The 16,038-nt window shown below is 34.3% G+C and carries 17 protein-coding genes; 9 read left to right on the top strand and 8 right to left on the bottom strand.

The window, feature by feature from the left end; genetic code table 11:
- Positions 1-181 precede the first annotated feature (181 nt).
- From FVB9532_RS12585 to FVB9532_RS12570, 4 genes are all read left to right on the top strand, one after another.
- Positions 182-541, top strand: coding sequence for a DoxX family protein (locus FVB9532_RS12585; protein WP_150545526.1), 360 nt, complete (start codon positions 182-184; stop codon positions 539-541).
- 1 nt (position 542) lies between these two features.
- Positions 543-1,124 carry an alpha-ketoglutarate-dependent dioxygenase AlkB family protein gene (locus FVB9532_RS12580; RefSeq protein ID WP_150545525.1) on the top strand — a complete coding sequence of 194 codons (582 nt, stop codon included), beginning with the start codon at positions 543-545 and terminating at the stop codon, positions 1,122-1,124.
- A gap of 111 nt (positions 1,125-1,235) precedes the next feature.
- Entirely contained in the window at positions 1,236-1,586 is a 351-nt protein-coding gene (locus FVB9532_RS12575; RefSeq protein WP_150545524.1) for a SpoIIAA family protein, read from the top strand.
- Positions 1,571-1,861 carry a TIGR03643 family protein gene (locus FVB9532_RS12570; RefSeq protein ID WP_150545523.1) on the top strand — a complete coding sequence of 97 codons (291 nt, stop codon included), beginning with the start codon at positions 1,571-1,573 and terminating at the stop codon, positions 1,859-1,861. The genes FVB9532_RS12575 and FVB9532_RS12570 overlap by 16 nt, the downstream gene beginning before the upstream one ends.
- Here the strand turns inward: FVB9532_RS12570 and FVB9532_RS12565 are convergent.
- Entirely contained in the window at positions 1,858-2,646 is a 789-nt protein-coding gene (locus FVB9532_RS12565; protein ID WP_150545522.1) for a S1/P1 nuclease, read from the bottom strand. The two genes, FVB9532_RS12570 and FVB9532_RS12565, sit on opposite strands and share 4 nt — an antisense overlap.
- A 153-nt stretch (positions 2,647-2,799) precedes the next feature.
- Here FVB9532_RS12565 and FVB9532_RS12560 point away from each other — a divergent pair, with 153 nt between their 5' ends.
- The 4 genes from FVB9532_RS12560 (at position 2,800) to FVB9532_RS12545 (ending at position 6,636) form a co-directional block, all read left to right on the top strand.
- Positions 2,800-3,735, top strand: a complete 936-nt coding sequence (locus FVB9532_RS12560; RefSeq protein WP_150545521.1) for an alpha/beta hydrolase — start codon at positions 2,800-2,802, stop codon at positions 3,733-3,735.
- An 8-nt stretch (positions 3,736-3,743) separates the two neighbouring features.
- Positions 3,744-4,556 (top strand): Cof-type HAD-IIB family hydrolase, encoded by an 813-nt coding sequence (locus FVB9532_RS12555; protein WP_150545520.1) that lies wholly within the window; start codon positions 3,744-3,746, stop codon positions 4,554-4,556.
- Between the two features lie 4 nt (positions 4,557-4,560).
- Positions 4,561-5,826, top strand: a complete 1,266-nt coding sequence (locus tag FVB9532_RS12550; protein ID WP_150545519.1) for a DUF819 family protein — start codon at positions 4,561-4,563, stop codon at positions 5,824-5,826.
- Between the two features lie 75 nt (positions 5,827-5,901).
- A complete protein-coding gene (locus tag FVB9532_RS12545) occupies positions 5,902-6,636 on the top strand; it encodes a DUF4369 domain-containing protein (RefSeq protein ID WP_150545518.1) in 735 nt (244 codons plus the stop codon).
- Positions 6,637-6,706: 70 nt separating this feature from the next.
- Here the strand turns inward: FVB9532_RS12545 and FVB9532_RS12540 are convergent, their stop codons facing one another.
- The 5 genes from FVB9532_RS12540 to idi are packed head-to-tail and all read right to left on the bottom strand — an operon-like array spanning position 6,707 to position 9,364.
- On the bottom strand, positions 6,707-6,973 hold the full coding sequence (locus tag FVB9532_RS12540; protein ID WP_150545517.1) for a hypothetical protein: 267 nt from the start codon (positions 6,971-6,973) through the stop codon (positions 6,707-6,709).
- Positions 6,974-7,010: 37 nt separating this feature from the next.
- Positions 7,011-7,985: a type I phosphomannose isomerase catalytic subunit gene (locus tag FVB9532_RS12535; protein WP_150545516.1), complete on the bottom strand. Its 975-nt coding sequence runs from the start codon at positions 7,983-7,985 to the stop codon at positions 7,011-7,013.
- On the bottom strand, positions 7,978-8,439 hold the full coding sequence (locus FVB9532_RS12530; RefSeq protein ID WP_150545515.1) for a peroxiredoxin: 462 nt from the start codon (positions 8,437-8,439) through the stop codon (positions 7,978-7,980). Before FVB9532_RS12530 ends, FVB9532_RS12535 begins: the two co-directional genes overlap by 8 nt.
- Before the next feature lie 3 nt (positions 8,440-8,442).
- Positions 8,443-8,853 (bottom strand): 6-pyruvoyl trahydropterin synthase family protein, encoded by a 411-nt coding sequence (locus FVB9532_RS12525; protein WP_150545514.1) that lies wholly within the window; start codon positions 8,851-8,853, stop codon positions 8,443-8,445.
- Positions 8,846-9,364, bottom strand: a complete 519-nt coding sequence (gene idi, locus FVB9532_RS12520; protein ID WP_150545513.1) for an isopentenyl-diphosphate Delta-isomerase — start codon at positions 9,362-9,364, stop codon at positions 8,846-8,848. The genes FVB9532_RS12525 and idi overlap by 8 nt, the downstream gene beginning before the upstream one ends.
- Positions 9,365-9,662: 298 nt before the next feature.
- On the opposite strand from idi, the gene FVB9532_RS12515 reads away from it, so the two are divergent.
- The gene (locus FVB9532_RS12515; RefSeq protein WP_150545512.1) at positions 9,663-11,255 is read left to right on the top strand and encodes a peptide chain release factor 3; all 1,593 of its coding nucleotides are present in this window, start codon (positions 9,663-9,665) and stop codon (positions 11,253-11,255) included.
- Between the two features lie 55 nt (positions 11,256-11,310).
- Here FVB9532_RS12515 and FVB9532_RS12510 read toward each other — a convergent pair whose 3' ends face one another.
- Together FVB9532_RS12510 and rpoC are read right to left on the bottom strand one after the other, a co-directional pair.
- Positions 11,311-11,631, bottom strand: a complete 321-nt coding sequence (locus tag FVB9532_RS12510) for a DUF3467 domain-containing protein (protein ID WP_150545511.1) — start codon at positions 11,629-11,631, stop codon at positions 11,311-11,313.
- Positions 11,632-11,680: 49 nt separating this feature from the next.
- Positions 11,681-15,982 carry a DNA-directed RNA polymerase subunit beta' gene (gene rpoC / locus FVB9532_RS12505; RefSeq protein ID WP_150545510.1) on the bottom strand — a complete coding sequence of 1,434 codons (4,302 nt, stop codon included), beginning with the start codon at positions 15,980-15,982 and terminating at the stop codon, positions 11,681-11,683.
- Positions 15,983-16,038 lie beyond the last annotated feature (56 nt).

The following is a 16,038-nucleotide window of genomic DNA, read 5'->3' as shown; positions in this document are numbered from 1 at the left end:
CCCTATCCCTAAAGCGGGTGCAAATATACAACCCTTTTTCCTCTAAAAACAAACTTTTCTTTAAGTTTATTTTAAGCTTTTTTAACCTTAGCGGGTAATACTCTTAAAATGAAATAAGTATAAAGAAATAAAATTTAAAAAAAAATCATCTACAGGAAATTTAATACCTTTAAAATAAAAAATGAATTATCCTTGGCATCTATATTTAATGGCTTTGCTATATATTTTAGCAGGATTCAACCATTTCCGAAAACCTAAAATTTATCTCCGGATTATGCCCCGCTATTTGCCTGCTCCTAAAACTCTCGTTTATTTGAGTGGTATTGCTGAAGTTATTTTAGGCATTGGTATATGTTTTCCTTCAACAAAGAATATTTCAATATATGGTATCATCGCAATGCTCATCATATTTTTACTAGTTCATTTTTATATGCTAAGTTCAAAAAAAGCTGGTGCAGGAATCCCTCTATGGTTATTGATTTTAAGATTACCCCTCCAATTTGTTCTTATGTATTGGGCATACTATTATTTATCTTACTAATATGAGAGAAATAGATTTAGGCTTGCCAAATTCTACGATATGCTATTATCCTACATTTTATTCCGAAGAAAGATCACTTCAACTTTTTCGCATTCTTCGTGAAAAAATAGTTTGGCGTCACGACCAAATTAAGGTTTTCGGTAAATTATATTGGCAACCAAGGCTTACTGCTTTTTACGCAAGTAATAAGAAAAGTTATTCTTATTCTTCTTTAAAAATGGAACCACTCCCCTTTTTTAATGAATTAAAAAGCATTAAAAATGATATTGAAAAATTTACCGAAACTAACTTCACCTCTTGCTTAGCAAATCTTTATAGAGATGGGAATGATAGTAATGGGTGGCATGCTGATGACGAAAAAGAATTAGGCAAAAATCCGATTATAGCTTCTTTGAGTTTTGGACAACCGAGATTTTTTAACTTCAGAAATAAAAAGAATCACCAGTTTAAAAAGAAAATATTACTGGAGCCCGGCAGCTTATTGTTAATGCAAGGAGAAACTCAGCATTACTGGCAACACGAAATTCCGAAAACAAAAAAAGTTTTAGATGAACGGATTAATCTCACTTTTAGGATATTGTAAATTCTATAATTTAAGACTTCTTAACGGAGAGTAACTTTAGTTTTAGTGATTGTTTAAGATAGAAATCAAGCTTTTACCGATAATTTTGTAGAAAGCAATAAAAAATAGCAAATGATTTCACTAGAGTCTAAAGGAAAAACAATTTACACAATTGCAGAGGGTAAATTAGATGAAGAGGATTATAAAGAACTTATTCCTTTTCTTGAACGTAAGGTTGATTTTAACAATAATATCAACTGGTACTTTGAAATGAAAAATTTTAAAGGTTGGTCCCCTAAAGCTATTTGGGAAGATTTACGATTAGATGTAGAATGTGATGGCCAACTTAATAAAATTGCAATGGTTGGTAATAAAAAATGGGAAAATTGGGTAAGTAAACTAATGAAACCTTTTAGTGATGCTAAAATTAAGTATTTTGATATAGAAGAAAAAAGGAAAGCACAACAATGGATAGAAAGCTAGCGCAAGAATTTACTACTAGAGAAATTGACCGAGTTATAGAAATGGCTTGGGAAGACCGTACTCCTTTTGAAGCTATTGAATTTCAGTTTGGGCTTAATGAAAAAGAAGTTATTACTATCATGCAACGGGAATTAAAACCTTCCAGTTTTAGGATGTGGCGAAAGCGGGTCCAAGGCAGGAAAACTAAACATCTTAAATTACGTACAAATGGAGTACATACTTTTAAATCTTCACGCCAAAAACATATTTCAGGAAATAAAATCGCAAAACGTTAAGCATAAATTTCATTTAATAGTTTCGCTAAACGGATTCCGCCTTTTTGTAATTGACTTCTAACCACACCAAACCAATCGTACATATATCTATAGTATAGCTTCTCGTCTTCTTCAGCAGAAGCATAAACTTTTGCAACTAAATTTTTAGAATCCATTGCCCAATCCAGTACATTTCCTTTCTGGATATTTTTTACTTCCTGCCTAGATAATTCTGCTTCATTTCTTGCTAAGTCCGAATAGCTCATATCAAAAAACTCAATCATTTCACTATCCCACACCCGATGTAAATTTGTGCTTTTATTAAACCATTTTACATCAATGTCATTTCCTCCTTTATCTTCAGCGTGACCAACATGTAAAGGTTGATGTAAATCTCCCACCAGATGCACTAACATTTTCAAGAAAAATTGCTGCTCTTTTTCAGGAGTATTTTCATCCTTTAATTTCGACACACATTCTTGAATAGCCCAAATTAAATTTTCACCTAATTCATCTTTTACTTCTTCATAGGTTTTTCCTGATGGTATATTCACATAATGCCAACGACTATACTTCCTATATTCCGGATCGCTTTTAATATCGTCACCGAAGGTAGAAACTAAGGCTAGTGACTTTCCTTCCAATAATTTTTTTATCTTTCGTTTCGCTCTTCCCTTTAAATATCCTTCAGCAATTTTAGCCGTTGTTCTATGTCCATTTTTGCCCCAATCGCTTTTAGTATTTCCATTGGAAAAATTAAAGGCTAATAGAAAAAATAGAAAGAAAATATATCGTGGAAATTGCATTAGGTCTAAAATTTGAATTACAAATTTAAAACAAGAATATATGATTAGAAGAAATATTCGTTAATAAAAGATTATCATTAAAAATGAAAGCTTGTGATGCTGATCTATTTTAAACCAACATTTTATTATAACTTTAGAAAAACCCAAACAGGTATGAAAAAACTGAACGCCCTACTTTTATTATTACTTTTCGGGATGACTTCTTCTATATGGTCGCAGCAAAATGATTTTGTAGCTAATGACCTTAGAATTAGTAAATATGTGGAAGGAACTTTACTTGCCCCCAGGAGTGGAAGTACTCCGTTAGCTATCATCATTAATGGCTCTGGTGCTACCGACCGCAACGGAAACCAAATGATGTTAAACAACAACAGTTCTAAAAAACTCGCGAAACGTCTAGCTGCCAAAGGAATTGCCACTTTCCGATATGATAAACGCACCTTAAAGGCCAAAAAATTAAATATTGAGGAAAAAGATATGCGTTTTGAAGATTTTATTACCGATGCGGAAGCGGTGATTAATTATTTTGCGCCTTTACCTAACTTCAGTAAAATTTATCTTATTGGCCATAGCCAAGGTGCTTTGGTAGCCATGGCTGCTGCAAATAAAGAAGTAGATGGTTTTGTAAGTATCGCAGGTGCGGGACAACCCATAGACCAAGTGATTATAGAACAAATAGGCAGGCAAATGCCAAAATTAAAAGAAGACACAAAAACGGCCTTTAAAGAATTAGAAAAAAGAGGAAAGGTAAAAGAATTTAATCCAGCATTGAGTTCTATTTTTAGAAAATCGGCCCAACCTTTTATGGCTTCTTGGATAAAATATGATCCACAAGAAGAAATTCAAAAATTAACTATTCCTATTTTACTCATTAATGGTAATAACGATTTACAGGTAAACCCGGAAGAAGCAGAAAAATTAAAAAAAGCTCAGCCCAATGCAGAATTGGTGATCATCGAAAATATGAACCATATATTTAGAATTGTAGATAAAAACGACGATATTGCCAACCAGAAATCTTATAATGAACCTCAACGCCCAATTTCAGACAAATTGGTAGAGGTTATTTCAAATTTTATTTTAAACTAATTCGAAAAATGAGCTACAAAATTGTATTTTCTGACATTGATGGAACTCTCTTAAACAAAGATCGCGAACTTTCAGAAAGAACGATAAACGCTATAAAAGCTATTAAGAACGAAATTCCCATAGTACTAATTTCAGCAAGAATGCCCGCAGCCATGCGTCACCTTCAACAACAATTAGGAATTGAAGACCAACCTATTATTTGCTACAACGGTGGTTTTGTTATTATAGATGAGCAGCCGGTAAGTTCTACAGCCATTTCTGTTCCCACTATTGAAGAGTTAGCAAAGTACAATCAAAAAAATAACGTTCATTTAAGTTTATATCACGCCGATGAATGGCATGTTCCTGAATACGATTATTGGGCAAAGCGGGAAGAAAACAACACCAAAGTAACTCCATCCATCAAACATATTCATGAGGTAATGGACGACTGGGGCAAACGTGAATTGGGAGCACATAAAATTATGTGTATGGGAGATGAAGAACATATTGAAGACCTGTTTAATTTTCTTCAGGAAAACTATAATGACCAATTACATATTTATCGTTCTAAATCTACTTACATTGAAATTGCGAATAAGCAAATTTCAAAATTAACGGCTATCGAATACTTACTTAAAAATCATTACAACCTTAGTTTAGAAGAAACAGTAGCTTTTGGCGATAATTATAATGATGTTGAAATGATAGAAGGTGTAGGCATGGGAATTGCTGTTGAAAATGGTCGAGATGAAACCAAAGCGGTTGCCAATAAAATTACCGACACCAATCTAAATGATGGCGTAGCAAAAAGTATTGAAGAATTATTTCTGAATAAATAAAATTATGGAAAAAGCACCACTGTTTACCAATGATGCTATTGTTTTTGGAATTTTAATGCTGCTTCTCGGAGCAGTTTTTTATACCTCTTCTCAAAAGTCTGGGTTTTGGAAAAAGTTTTATAAAATAGTTCCGGCACTACTCATGTGCTATTTACTTCCTGCTATTTTAAATTCTATAGGAATTATAAGTTCTGAAACTTCTGACCTTTATTTTGTTGCTAGTAGATACCTTTTACCGGCTTCGTTGGTCTTAATGACATTGAGCATAGACTTAAAAGCCATATACAATTTAGGGCCGAAGGCTTTGATTATGTTTTTTACAGGAACCATTGGGATTGTTGTGGGTGGTCCTTTAGCTATTTTAATCATTTCTTTTTTCTCTCCTGAAACTGTTGGAGGTATTGGACCCGATGCCACTTGGCGAGGGCTTGCTACTTTAGCGGGAAGCTGGATTGGTGGTGGCGCCAACCAAGCAGCAATGTTGGAGGTGTTCAAATTTAATCCTGAAAAATATGGCGGGATGGTTTTTGTAGATATTGTAGTAGCCAACTTATGGATGGCTATTATTCTATTGGGAATAGGAAGAACAAAACAAATAGACAAATTTTTTAAAGCAGATTCTTCTGCCATTAATGCTCTTAAAGAAAAAGTAGCCCATTATACGGAAAGCATAACTAGAAACCCGTCACTGGCAGATTTTATGATGATGTTGGCACTCGCCTTTGGAGCAGTAGGAATTGCCCACTTTGGTGCCGATGGGATTTCTAATTTTCTAACTTCAAATTTTGAAGTGTTTAACGACAAGAGTTCAGCTTTATCATCTTTTACCTCTACCTTTTTCTGGATGATTTCTATTTCTACACTTATCGGGATTTTACTTTCATTCACCAAAGCTAAAGAATTCGAAGGTGCGGGAGCAAGTAAAATAGGAAGTGTTTTTATTTATATACTAGTAGCTACAATTGGGATGAAAATGGATCTTACCATGATTTTTGATAATCCGGGGCTTATCGCTATTGGATTGGTGTGGATGGCCATTCACGCTGGTTTACTCATTTTTGTAGCGAAACTTATTAAAGCTCCCTATTTTTTCTTGGCTGTAGGAAGCCAAGCCAACGTTGGCGGTGCCGCTTCTGCTCCGGTTGTTGCTGCAGCTTTCCATCCTTCATTAGCAACTGTTGGAGTGCTTTTAGCAGTGCTAGGTTATGTAGTAGGAACTTGGGCTGCCTACCTTTGTGCAATTTTAATGCAAATAGCTGCAGGCAGTTAGTTTTTGAGGAAAAAAATATGATATTTGCAGGCTTAATCAAGATTTGATCTTACCCGTAGAAACAAGAAATAAAACATGAAAAAGTTAGTTGTTTTTAGTTTAATTGCAGTTTTATTAACTGCTTGTTCAAGTAAAGAAGTCAACTTTACCTTAACCGGAAATATTAAAGGTTTAAAAAAGGGAAAACTTTATTTGCAAAAAATTGAAGATACTTTAATAGTAAATGTAGATTCCGTTGAAATTAATGGCGATTCTGATTACCTCTTGGAAACTCATTTAAAAGAACCAGAAATCCTTTTTCTTTATTTAGATAAAGTGGATGGTGATAAAAATGATGATATTATCGAATTTTTTGCTGAAGAAGGAGAAATGACGATAAATACATCTTTAAAAAACTTCACTTATGATGCTGAAGTAAAAGGCTCTGCTAATCAACAAAAATTAGAAGAATTTAAAGGAATCGTAAAACGATTCAATAATCAGCATTTAGATCTAATTAAAGAAAATTTCGAGGCACAGCAAAAGGAAGATGAAGAAGGATTAATTGCCGTTAATAATAAATATGAAAATCTTCTTCGAAGAAAATACTTATATACGGTAAACTTTGCTATGAACCACAAAAACTTGGAAGTTTCACCCTACGTTATGTTAACAGAAGCTTTTGATGCCAATACTAAGTACTTAGATACAGTATACAATTCTTTAGAGAAAAATATTAGAAAATCTAAATATGGTAAGGAGCTAAAAACCCTTATTAAACAACGTGAGAAAACAGAAAAGCTAGAAGAAAAAGTGGAGAAAGAAAATTAAATATTTTCTCTTTATAAAATACTAAAATGATAAAAAAAAGCGGAACCTAACGATTCCGTTTTTTTTTATTTTACAACTCGTTAACTCGAGTTATCAATTCCTTAGCTTTCACTTCAATATCTTTATTTACTTTTTGTAAATGCGCTCCTCTGTTTTCCATAGGTCTTTTATTTATTTCAACTATAAACCCGTTAAATGAAGTAACTGCATCTTCTACAATCTGATCTGATTTTGCAGGATCTTCTTTTGGATTTGCAATTTGATGAATGTAAGCGGCTTCAATAATATCACCCATTACATAATTCAAATCTCTTTTTAAGTGTTTTACGCTTGCCATAATTTTAAAAATTTAATGGCGCAAAAGTAATCTAAAATCAGATAGTAACTTCTAATAAAGTTGAATTATTTGAAGTTATTTTCACTTCATCAATACAGGCAGGAATTAACAAGGTTTCGCCAGCTTTTAATACCTCATCTCCCCTTTCTGTACTCACCTTTGTATCTCCTTCAATATTCATATAGATGACAAAACTATCGGTAGAAGAATAGTCCAAGGTTAATTCTTGAGATAATTTTATCTGCTTTGTTTTAAAATATTGGTTCTCTACCAGTGAAGTTTTATTATTCTCTTTAGAAGTATAATCGATCTTATATTCATCATTGGCTTCAAAATCTATGGCTTCTTTAGCTTCTTCGGTATGAAGCTGTCGACTATTTCCCTCATCATCGGTTCGGTTATAATCGTAAACACGATAAGTAATATCTGAAGTTTGCTGAATTTCAGCTAAAACCACTCCTTTTCCAATCGCATGAATTAAACCGGGTTTTATAAAAAATGTATCACCGGGATTTACTTCTTCAAAATTAAGCAAGTCTTCAATTGAATTATTCTTTAAAGAATTTTCATAATCTTCAACACTTACCCCATCTTTAAAACCTACGATAATTCCGCAGCCTTCATCGGCTTGCATAATGTACCACATTTCGGTTTTACCAAATGAATTGTGACGCTTTTTAGCCAATACATCATCGGGATGTAATTGCACAGAAAGGTTTTCTTTGGCATCTATAAATTTTATAAGTAAAGGAAATTTATTCTGGAAATGCTCATAAATCGATTTCCCCACTAATTCTGATTGGTATTGTTCAATAAGGGAACGAAGTGTTTTGCCTTGCAGGTCACCTTTGGCCACGATAGAAAAATCTCCTTCTACATCACTAATTTCCCAACTTTCGCCCACTTGATTACTATCACTATCTTTATGGAGAAATGTATTTAGTTTTGAACCACCCCAAATTTTTTCCTTTAAAATGGGTTTAAATTTTAAAGGATATAAATCTTTACTCATCTGTTATTTTTTTTACAGTTTCTAAGGCTTTTTCCATATGGTGGGTAGCGCTCAAACTATTAAATTTAAACCTAACTTTTCCCTGTTTATCAACCACAAAAGTTTCCCTTCCTGGTATTAATCTAAAAAGATGTCCTTTTACTCCAAATTCTTGACGAATATCTTCCGTAGGATCTGATAGCAAAATATAGGGCAAATCATATTTTTGAGTAAATTTTTGATGAGATTCTACCGAATCTGAACTAATACCGATTACCTCTGCCCCTAGCTCTTTAAATTGTTTATAATTATCCCGAAAACTACAGGCTTCCTTGGTACAACCGGGCGTAAAGTTTTTTGGATAAAAATAGATAACCAATACTTTTTTGCCTACAATTTGCTGAGAACTAAATAAATTTCCTTCGCGATCGGTAAGGGTAAACGAAGGTATTTTATCGCCGACTTCTAATTTCATAATTTAATCACCATAGGTTACAAAATTGCGAGGTGTTTCATATAAAGTTATTTTTAAGCCTAGGTTTGAAGTTATCTCTTTTCTGAGTTTATTCCAAATTACAATGGCAATATTTTCTGCCGTTGGGTTTAAGTTCTTAAATTCTTCTACTTCAAGGTTTAAATTTTTATGATCAAATTCTTGTTCTACCTTATCATAAATAAGTTGCTTTAACCGTTTCATATCGTACACAAAACCTGTTTCTTGATCTACAGGACCAGTAACAGAAACGATGAGCTCGTAGTTATGTCCATGAAAATTGGGATTGCTACACTTGCCAAAAACCTCCTGATTCTTTTTGTCACTCCAATCTTTTCTAAAAAGTCGGTGGGCAGCATTAAAATGAGCTTTTCTATTAACGGTAAGCTTATTCATTTTTAATATGATTGGAATATTTATCAAAAATAATTTTAAACCAAGCGGTGTATATTTCCGGATTTTCTTTAAGATCTTTTTGAATGTCCTCTAAGCTCATCCACTTCCACGCAGCGACCTCATCTGGATTTAGATTGGGTTGGTCATTATATTTTCCTATTAAAATATAATCGTACTCATGCTCGCTTAATCCGTTATCAAATGGAGCTTTGTAAATAAAAGAAATACTTTCCTCTAAATCTGTAGTGAACCCCATTTCTTCCATGAGCCTACGTTTTCCGGCATCTACATTGCTTTCACCTTCTCGTTGGTGGCTACAGCAAGTATTGGTCCACAATCCCGGAGAATGGTATTTTGATAATGCTCTTTGTTGAAGCATTACTTCTCCTTTATCATTATATACAAATACTGAAAATGCTCGGTGAAGCAAGGCTTTTTCATGGGCTTCTATTTTTTCCATTAGCCCAATTTGTTCATCGTTCTCGTTTACAAGAATTACTTTTTCTTCCATAGAAATCAAAAGTACAAAAACAGACTAGAAATAAAATTTTTAAAACGACCTTTTATCTCCTTTTAGTTTAACAACAAATGCACCACCTAAACCTTTTGCCAATACTTTGCTTCTATAGACTTCTGCCTATAACCTTTTAGGAAATTTGCCTAGTATAAACTCATACAACCATCATTCACCTAATTGTGGTATAATACCTCATTAGATTTATGGAAAATAAGCAAAAAACACATTTTTCTGTAATAAGATAAAAGTTATAAATCTTGTAATAGGTTTATAAAAGAATATCTTTGCAACTATGAATTTTTTAGACGAAATTAATAGACGACGAACATTCGGTATTGTATCTCACCCAGATGCAGGTAAAACAACTTTAACCGAAAAACTACTCCTTTTTGGTGGAGCTATTCAAGAAGCGGGAGCAGTTAAAAACAATAAAATTAAAAAAGGTGCTACTAGTGATTTTATGGAAATTGAACGGCAACGTGGAATTTCTGTAGCAACATCGGTACTGGCTTTTGAATATAAGAATAACAAAATCAACATCCTTGATACACCAGGACATAAAGATTTTGCAGAAGATACTTTTAGAACACTAACTGCGGTAGATAGTGTAATTGTTGTGATTGACGTAGCGAAAGGGGTCGAAGAACAAACCGAAAAGTTAGTAGAGGTTTGCCGTATGCGTAATATTCCAATGATTGTATTTATCAATAAATTGGACCGAGAAGGTAAAGACGCTTTTGATCTTTTAGATGAAATTGAACAAAAATTAAATTTAACCGTCACTCCGCTCAGTTACCCCATAGGAATGGGATATGACTTCAAAGGAATCTATAATATTTGGGAAAAAAACATCAACTTATTTACCGGTGATCCCCGAAAAGATATTGAAGATACTATTGAAATATCTGATTTAAATTCTTCGGAATTGGATGATTTGATTGGTGAAAAGCCTGCCAATACGTTGAGGGAAGAACTTGAATTGGCTCAAGGAGTTTATCCTGAATTTGACGAGAAAGCTTATCAGGCAGGAACACTGCAACCGGTGTTTTTTGGTTCTGCATTAAATAATTTTGGAGTTCGTGAATTACTGGACTGTTTTATAAAAATTGCTCCTTCTCCCCGACCCAAAGAGAGCGATACGAGAGAAGTTGATCCAAAGGAAAAAAACTTCACCGGATTTGTGTTTAAGATTCACGCAAATATGGATCCCAAACACCGAGACCGGTTAGCTTTTATTAAAATTGTCTCGGGTAAATTTGAAAGAAATACTCCTTATTTACACGTTAGGAATAAAAAGAAATTAAAGTTTAGTAGTCCAAATGCTTTTTTTGCTGAAAAGAAAGAAATTGTAGACACTTCTTACCCTGGGGATATTGTAGGGCTTCACGATACAGGAAATTTCAAGATTGGCGATACACTTACAGAAGGTGAAGAATTGAATTACCGCGGAATACCAAGTTTCTCCCCGGAACATTTCCGCTATATCAATAACGCCGATCCCATGAAGTCGAAACAATTGGAAAAAGGAATTGACCAGTTAATGGATGAAGGGGTTGCTCAGTTATTTCGGCTAGAGTTAAATAACAGAAAAGTTATCGGTACGGTGGGAGCTCTTCAGTATGAAGTTATCCAGTATCGTTTAGAACACGAATATGGAGCAAAATGTACCTATGAACCACTGAATGTACATAAAGCTTGTTGGGTAGAACCTGAAGATGAAAAAAATGAAGAGTTTCAGGATTTTAAACGAGTGAAAGCTAAATTTCTGGCGAAAGATAAACGTGGGCAATTAGTGTTTTTTGCAGATTCTTCTTTCTCTCTACAGATGACACAGCAAAAATACCCAAGTATTACCTTTCATTTTACTTCTGAATTCCAAAAGTAAAAGACATCATCAAATATAAAAAAACTCCGAATTTTCATTCGGAGTTTTTTATTTTTTAAGCCTGTCCTGTTGGTCCAAAATTTAATGGAATGGGTGGCTTATCATAATCTTTTATTTCACCGTGAGCTTTTTCAAATCTATGAATATTATCTCCTAATGCTTTCAACAAACGCTTAGCATGTTGAGGAGTTAAAATTATTCTAGACTTCACTTTACTTTTTGGTGCTCCAGGCATAATGTTTACAAAATCTACCACAAACTCTGAAGCTGAATGATTGATAATTGCCAAGTTACTATATGTACCTTGAGCAGTAGCTTCATCTAACTCAATGTTAAGTTGCTTTTGGTTTGATTTTTTATCTTTTTCTTCACTCATAATCTTTGGTAAAAGTAAAAACCCGGCTTAAAAAACCGGGTTTTTATAATTAGTTATAATTAACTTCTTGCTTTTCTTCCATCATTTCTTCAAACTCTTCTTTAGAACCTACGATAATGTTATCGTATTCTCTAAGTCCTGTACCTGCAGGAATCTTATGACCTACAATTACATTTTCTTTAAGTCCTTCTAAAGTATCTACTTTACCGCTTACAGCTGCTTCGTTAAGAACTTTAGTAGTTTCTTGGAAGGAAGCTGCAGAGATAAATGATTTAGTTTGAAGTGAGGCTCTGGTAATACCTTGTAAAATGGGTGTTGCCGTAGCAGGTTCAACGTCTCTTGCTGTAGCAAGTGCTTTATCTTCTCTACGTAATAGCGAGTTTTCGTCTCTTAACTCACGGGCAGTTACAATTTGACCAGGCTTTAAGTTTACACTATCACCAGCATCTTCTACTACTTTCTTACCAAAAATATCATCGTTCTCTTCAATAAAGTCAGATTTATGAACTAATTGGTTTTCTAAGAAAATAGTATCTCCCGGATCTTGAATTCTAACTTTCTGCATCATTTGACGTACTACTACCTCAAAGTGCTTATCGTTAATTTTCACCCCTTGTAATCGGTATACTTCCTGAACTTCATTTACTAAGTACTGTTGTACAGCACTTGGCCCTTTAATATTCAAGATATCTTCCGGAGTAATTGATCCGTCTGATAATGGCATTCCGGCACGAACATAATCGTTCTCCTGTACTAAGATCTGGTTAGAAAGTTTTACTAAGTACTTCTTCACTTCTCCTAGTTTAGACTCAACGATAATTTCTCGGTTACCACGCTTAATTTTACCGAAAGAAACCACACCATCAATCTCACTAACCACTGCAGGGTTAGAAGGATTACGTGCTTCAAACAATTCGGTTACACGTGGAAGACCTCCGGTAATATCCCCAGTCTTTGCAGACTTACGAGGTATTTTCACCAAAATCTTACCTACTTTAATATTTTCTTCATCATCTACCATTAAGTGGGCACCAACCGGAAGGTTATAAGAACGAATGACTTCGTCTTTTTTACCCATAATTAATAAAGTAGGAATCTTTTTCTTATTTCTAGATTCTGAAATTACTTTCTCTTGGAAACCGGTTTGTTCATCGGTTTCAACCTGATAAGTAACTCCTTGTTCTATATTCTGGAATTTAATTGTACCAGCAAACTCAGAAATAATTACACCGTTATAAGGATCCCATTCACAAGCTACATCACCTTTCTTAATCTTATCTCCAGGTTTAATGAATATTTGTGAACCGTAAGGGATTACATTATTACTTAACGTAATTCCAGTTTTAGGATCAACAATTTTTAATTCTGAAGTACGTGAAATTACGATTTCTGCTTGGCTACCATCGGGAGCTTCACCTTTTACGGTTTTTAAATCTTCAATTTCGGCAGTACCATCAAATTTAGCTACTACTTTGTTTTCTTCTGAAATGTTTCCTGCAATACCTCCCACGTGGAATGTACGTAAGGTTAACTGTGTACCTGGCTCTCCAATTGACTGAGCAGCAACTACACCTACAGCTTCACCTTTTTGTACTGTTTTACCAGTAGCAAGGTTTCTACCATAACATTTCACACAAATTCCTTTTTTAGCTTCACAGGTTAAAGCAGATCTTACTTCTACGCTATCTAGCGCAGACTTATCAATCTTATCAACAATTGCTTCATTTATCTCTTCACCAGCTTCAGCAATCACTTCTTGTGTTAATGGATCTACCACATCATTTAAGGCTGTTCTACCTAAAATACGCTCACCAAGAGATTCTACAATCTCTTCGTTTTTCTTAAGCGCTTTCATTTCGATACCTCTTAATGTACCACAATCTTCTTCACCTACAATTACATCTTGGGACACATCTACTAAACGACGGGTTAAGTAACCTGCATCTGCCGTTTTTAATGCGGTATCTGCAAGACCTTTACGTGCACCGTGCGTAGAGATAAAGTATTCAAGAATCGAAAGACCTTCTTTAAAGTTAGAAAGAATTGGGTTTTCAATAATCTCACCTCCACCGGAATTCGATTTTTTAGGTTTTGCCATCAGACCACGCATACCGGTTAACTGACGAATTTGCTCTTTAGAACCACGCGCTCCAGAATCTAACATCATAAATACAGAGTTAAATCCTTGGTTATCTTCACGAATTCGCTTCATCGCTAATTCAGTAAGATTGGCATTGGTTGCTGTCCAAATATCAATTACCTGATTGTAACGCTCGTTGTTGGTAATAAGTCCCATATTATAGTTCCCCATAATACCTTCAACTTGCTGATTGGCTTCATCGATCATCTCGTGTTTTTCTTCAGGAATAATAATATCCCCTAATGAGAATGAAAGTCCACCTCTAAATGCGAAACCGTAACCTAAACTCTTAATTTTATCTAAGAATTCTCCAGTTTCTGGTACGCTGGTTACTTTTAAAATTCCACCAATAATATCCCTTAAAGACTTTTTGGTAAGTACTTCGTTAATGAAACCGGCTTTCTCTGGCACTTCTTCGTTGAAAAGTACTCGACCAACCGTAGTTTCTATAATTTGATAAACTAATTCGCCATCTTCATTAAAGTCTTTTGCACGAACTTTAATAGGCGCATTTAGTTCAACTTTCTTCTCGTTATAAGCGATAATTACTTCTTCTGCAGAATAGAAAGTAAGCCCTTCTCCTTTCACTTTACGTTCTGGAGTAGATTTTCTAAGCTTGGTCATATAATACAGACCCAATACCATATCCTGAGAAGGTACAGTAATTGGAGAACCATTCGCCGGATTTAAGATATTATGAGAAGCCAACATTAACAATTGTGCTTCTAAAATAGCTTCAGGTCCTAATGGTAAATGAACCGCCATCTGGTCACCATCAAAATCGGCATTAAATGCCGTACATACTAATGGGTGTAGTTGAATTGCCTTCCCTTCAATTAATTTTGGTTGGAAAGCTTGGATACCTAAACGGTGAAGTGTAGGAGCACGGTTAAGTAATACCGGATGTCCTTTTAACACGTTCTCTAAGATATCCCAAACAACTGGTTCTTTTTTATCGATTATTTTCTTAGCAGATTTTACCGTTTTTACAATTCCTCTTTCTATTAATTTTCTAATAATAAAAGGCTTGTAAAGCTCAGCAGCCATATTTTTAGGTAAACCACACTCGTACAATTTCATCTCTGGTCCTACAACAATTACAGAACGAGCTGAATAATCTACACGCTTACCTAATAAGTTTTGACGGAAACGACCTTGTTTTCCTTTTAAGGAATCTGAAAGTGATTTTAAAGGACGGTTGGAATCCGTTTTTACTGCTGAAGATTTTCTGGTATTATCAAATAAGGAATCTACCGACTCTTGAAGCATACGCTTTTCATTACGTAAGATTACTTCAGGAGCTTTGATTTCCATTAATCTTTTCAGACGGTTATTTCTAATAATTACCCTTCTATAAAGATCGTTTAAATCTGAAGTTGCAAAACGACCTCCATCAAGTGGTACTAAAGGTCTCAATTCTGGTGGAATTACCGGAATTGCCTTCATAATCATCCACTCAGGCTTATTTTCTCTATTAGCATTCGCATCACGGAAAGCTTCCACAACTTGTAAACGCTTTAAGGCTTCTGTTTTACGTTGCTTTGAAGTTTCGTTATTTGCTTTGTGTCTTAATTCATAAGATAGTTCATCTAAATCAAGACGCTGTAAAATTTCGATTAGACATTCAGCTCCCATTTTAGCGATAAACTTGTTAGGGTCTGAATCTTCTAAGTACATATTTTCCTGTGGAAGACTATCTAAAATATTCAAATATTCTTCTTCTGTAAGGAAATCCATCTTTTTAAGAGGCTCACCATCTTCATCTTTAGCAATACCCGCTTGAATTACTACGTAACGTTCGTAGTAAATAATCATATCGAGTTTTTTAGATGGAATTCCTAATAAGTATCCTATTTTGTTAGGTAAAGAACGGAAATACCAAATATGTGCTACTGGTACTACCAAGTTGATGTGACCTACTCTATCTCTACGTACTTTCTTTTCTGTAACTTCTACTCCACAACGGTCACAAACGATTCCTTTATATCGAATTCTTTTATATTTTCCGCAGGCACATTCATAGTCCTTTACCGGGCCAAAAATACGCTCACAGAATAAACCGTCACGCTCTGGTTTGTGCGTACGGTAGTTAATAGTTTCCGGTTTAAGTACTTCTCCTCTCGATTCAGCCAAAATCGCTTCTGGAGAAGCTAAACCTATAGAGATTTTATTAAATCTCTTTTGTGTATTCTTATCATTATTTCTTGCCATAATATATGGTGCTAAAGAATTATTTCTAAACATTAATGATAACTATTGCCTTCAGC

Origin of the sequence: Mesonia oceanica (genome assembly GCF_902499555.1) — a bacterium.
Lineage (GTDB): Bacteria > Bacteroidota > Bacteroidia > Flavobacteriales > Flavobacteriaceae > Mesonia > Mesonia oceanica.
Note: the sequence above shows the minus strand (reverse complement) of the source record. Positions and strands in the feature narration are given on the sequence as shown.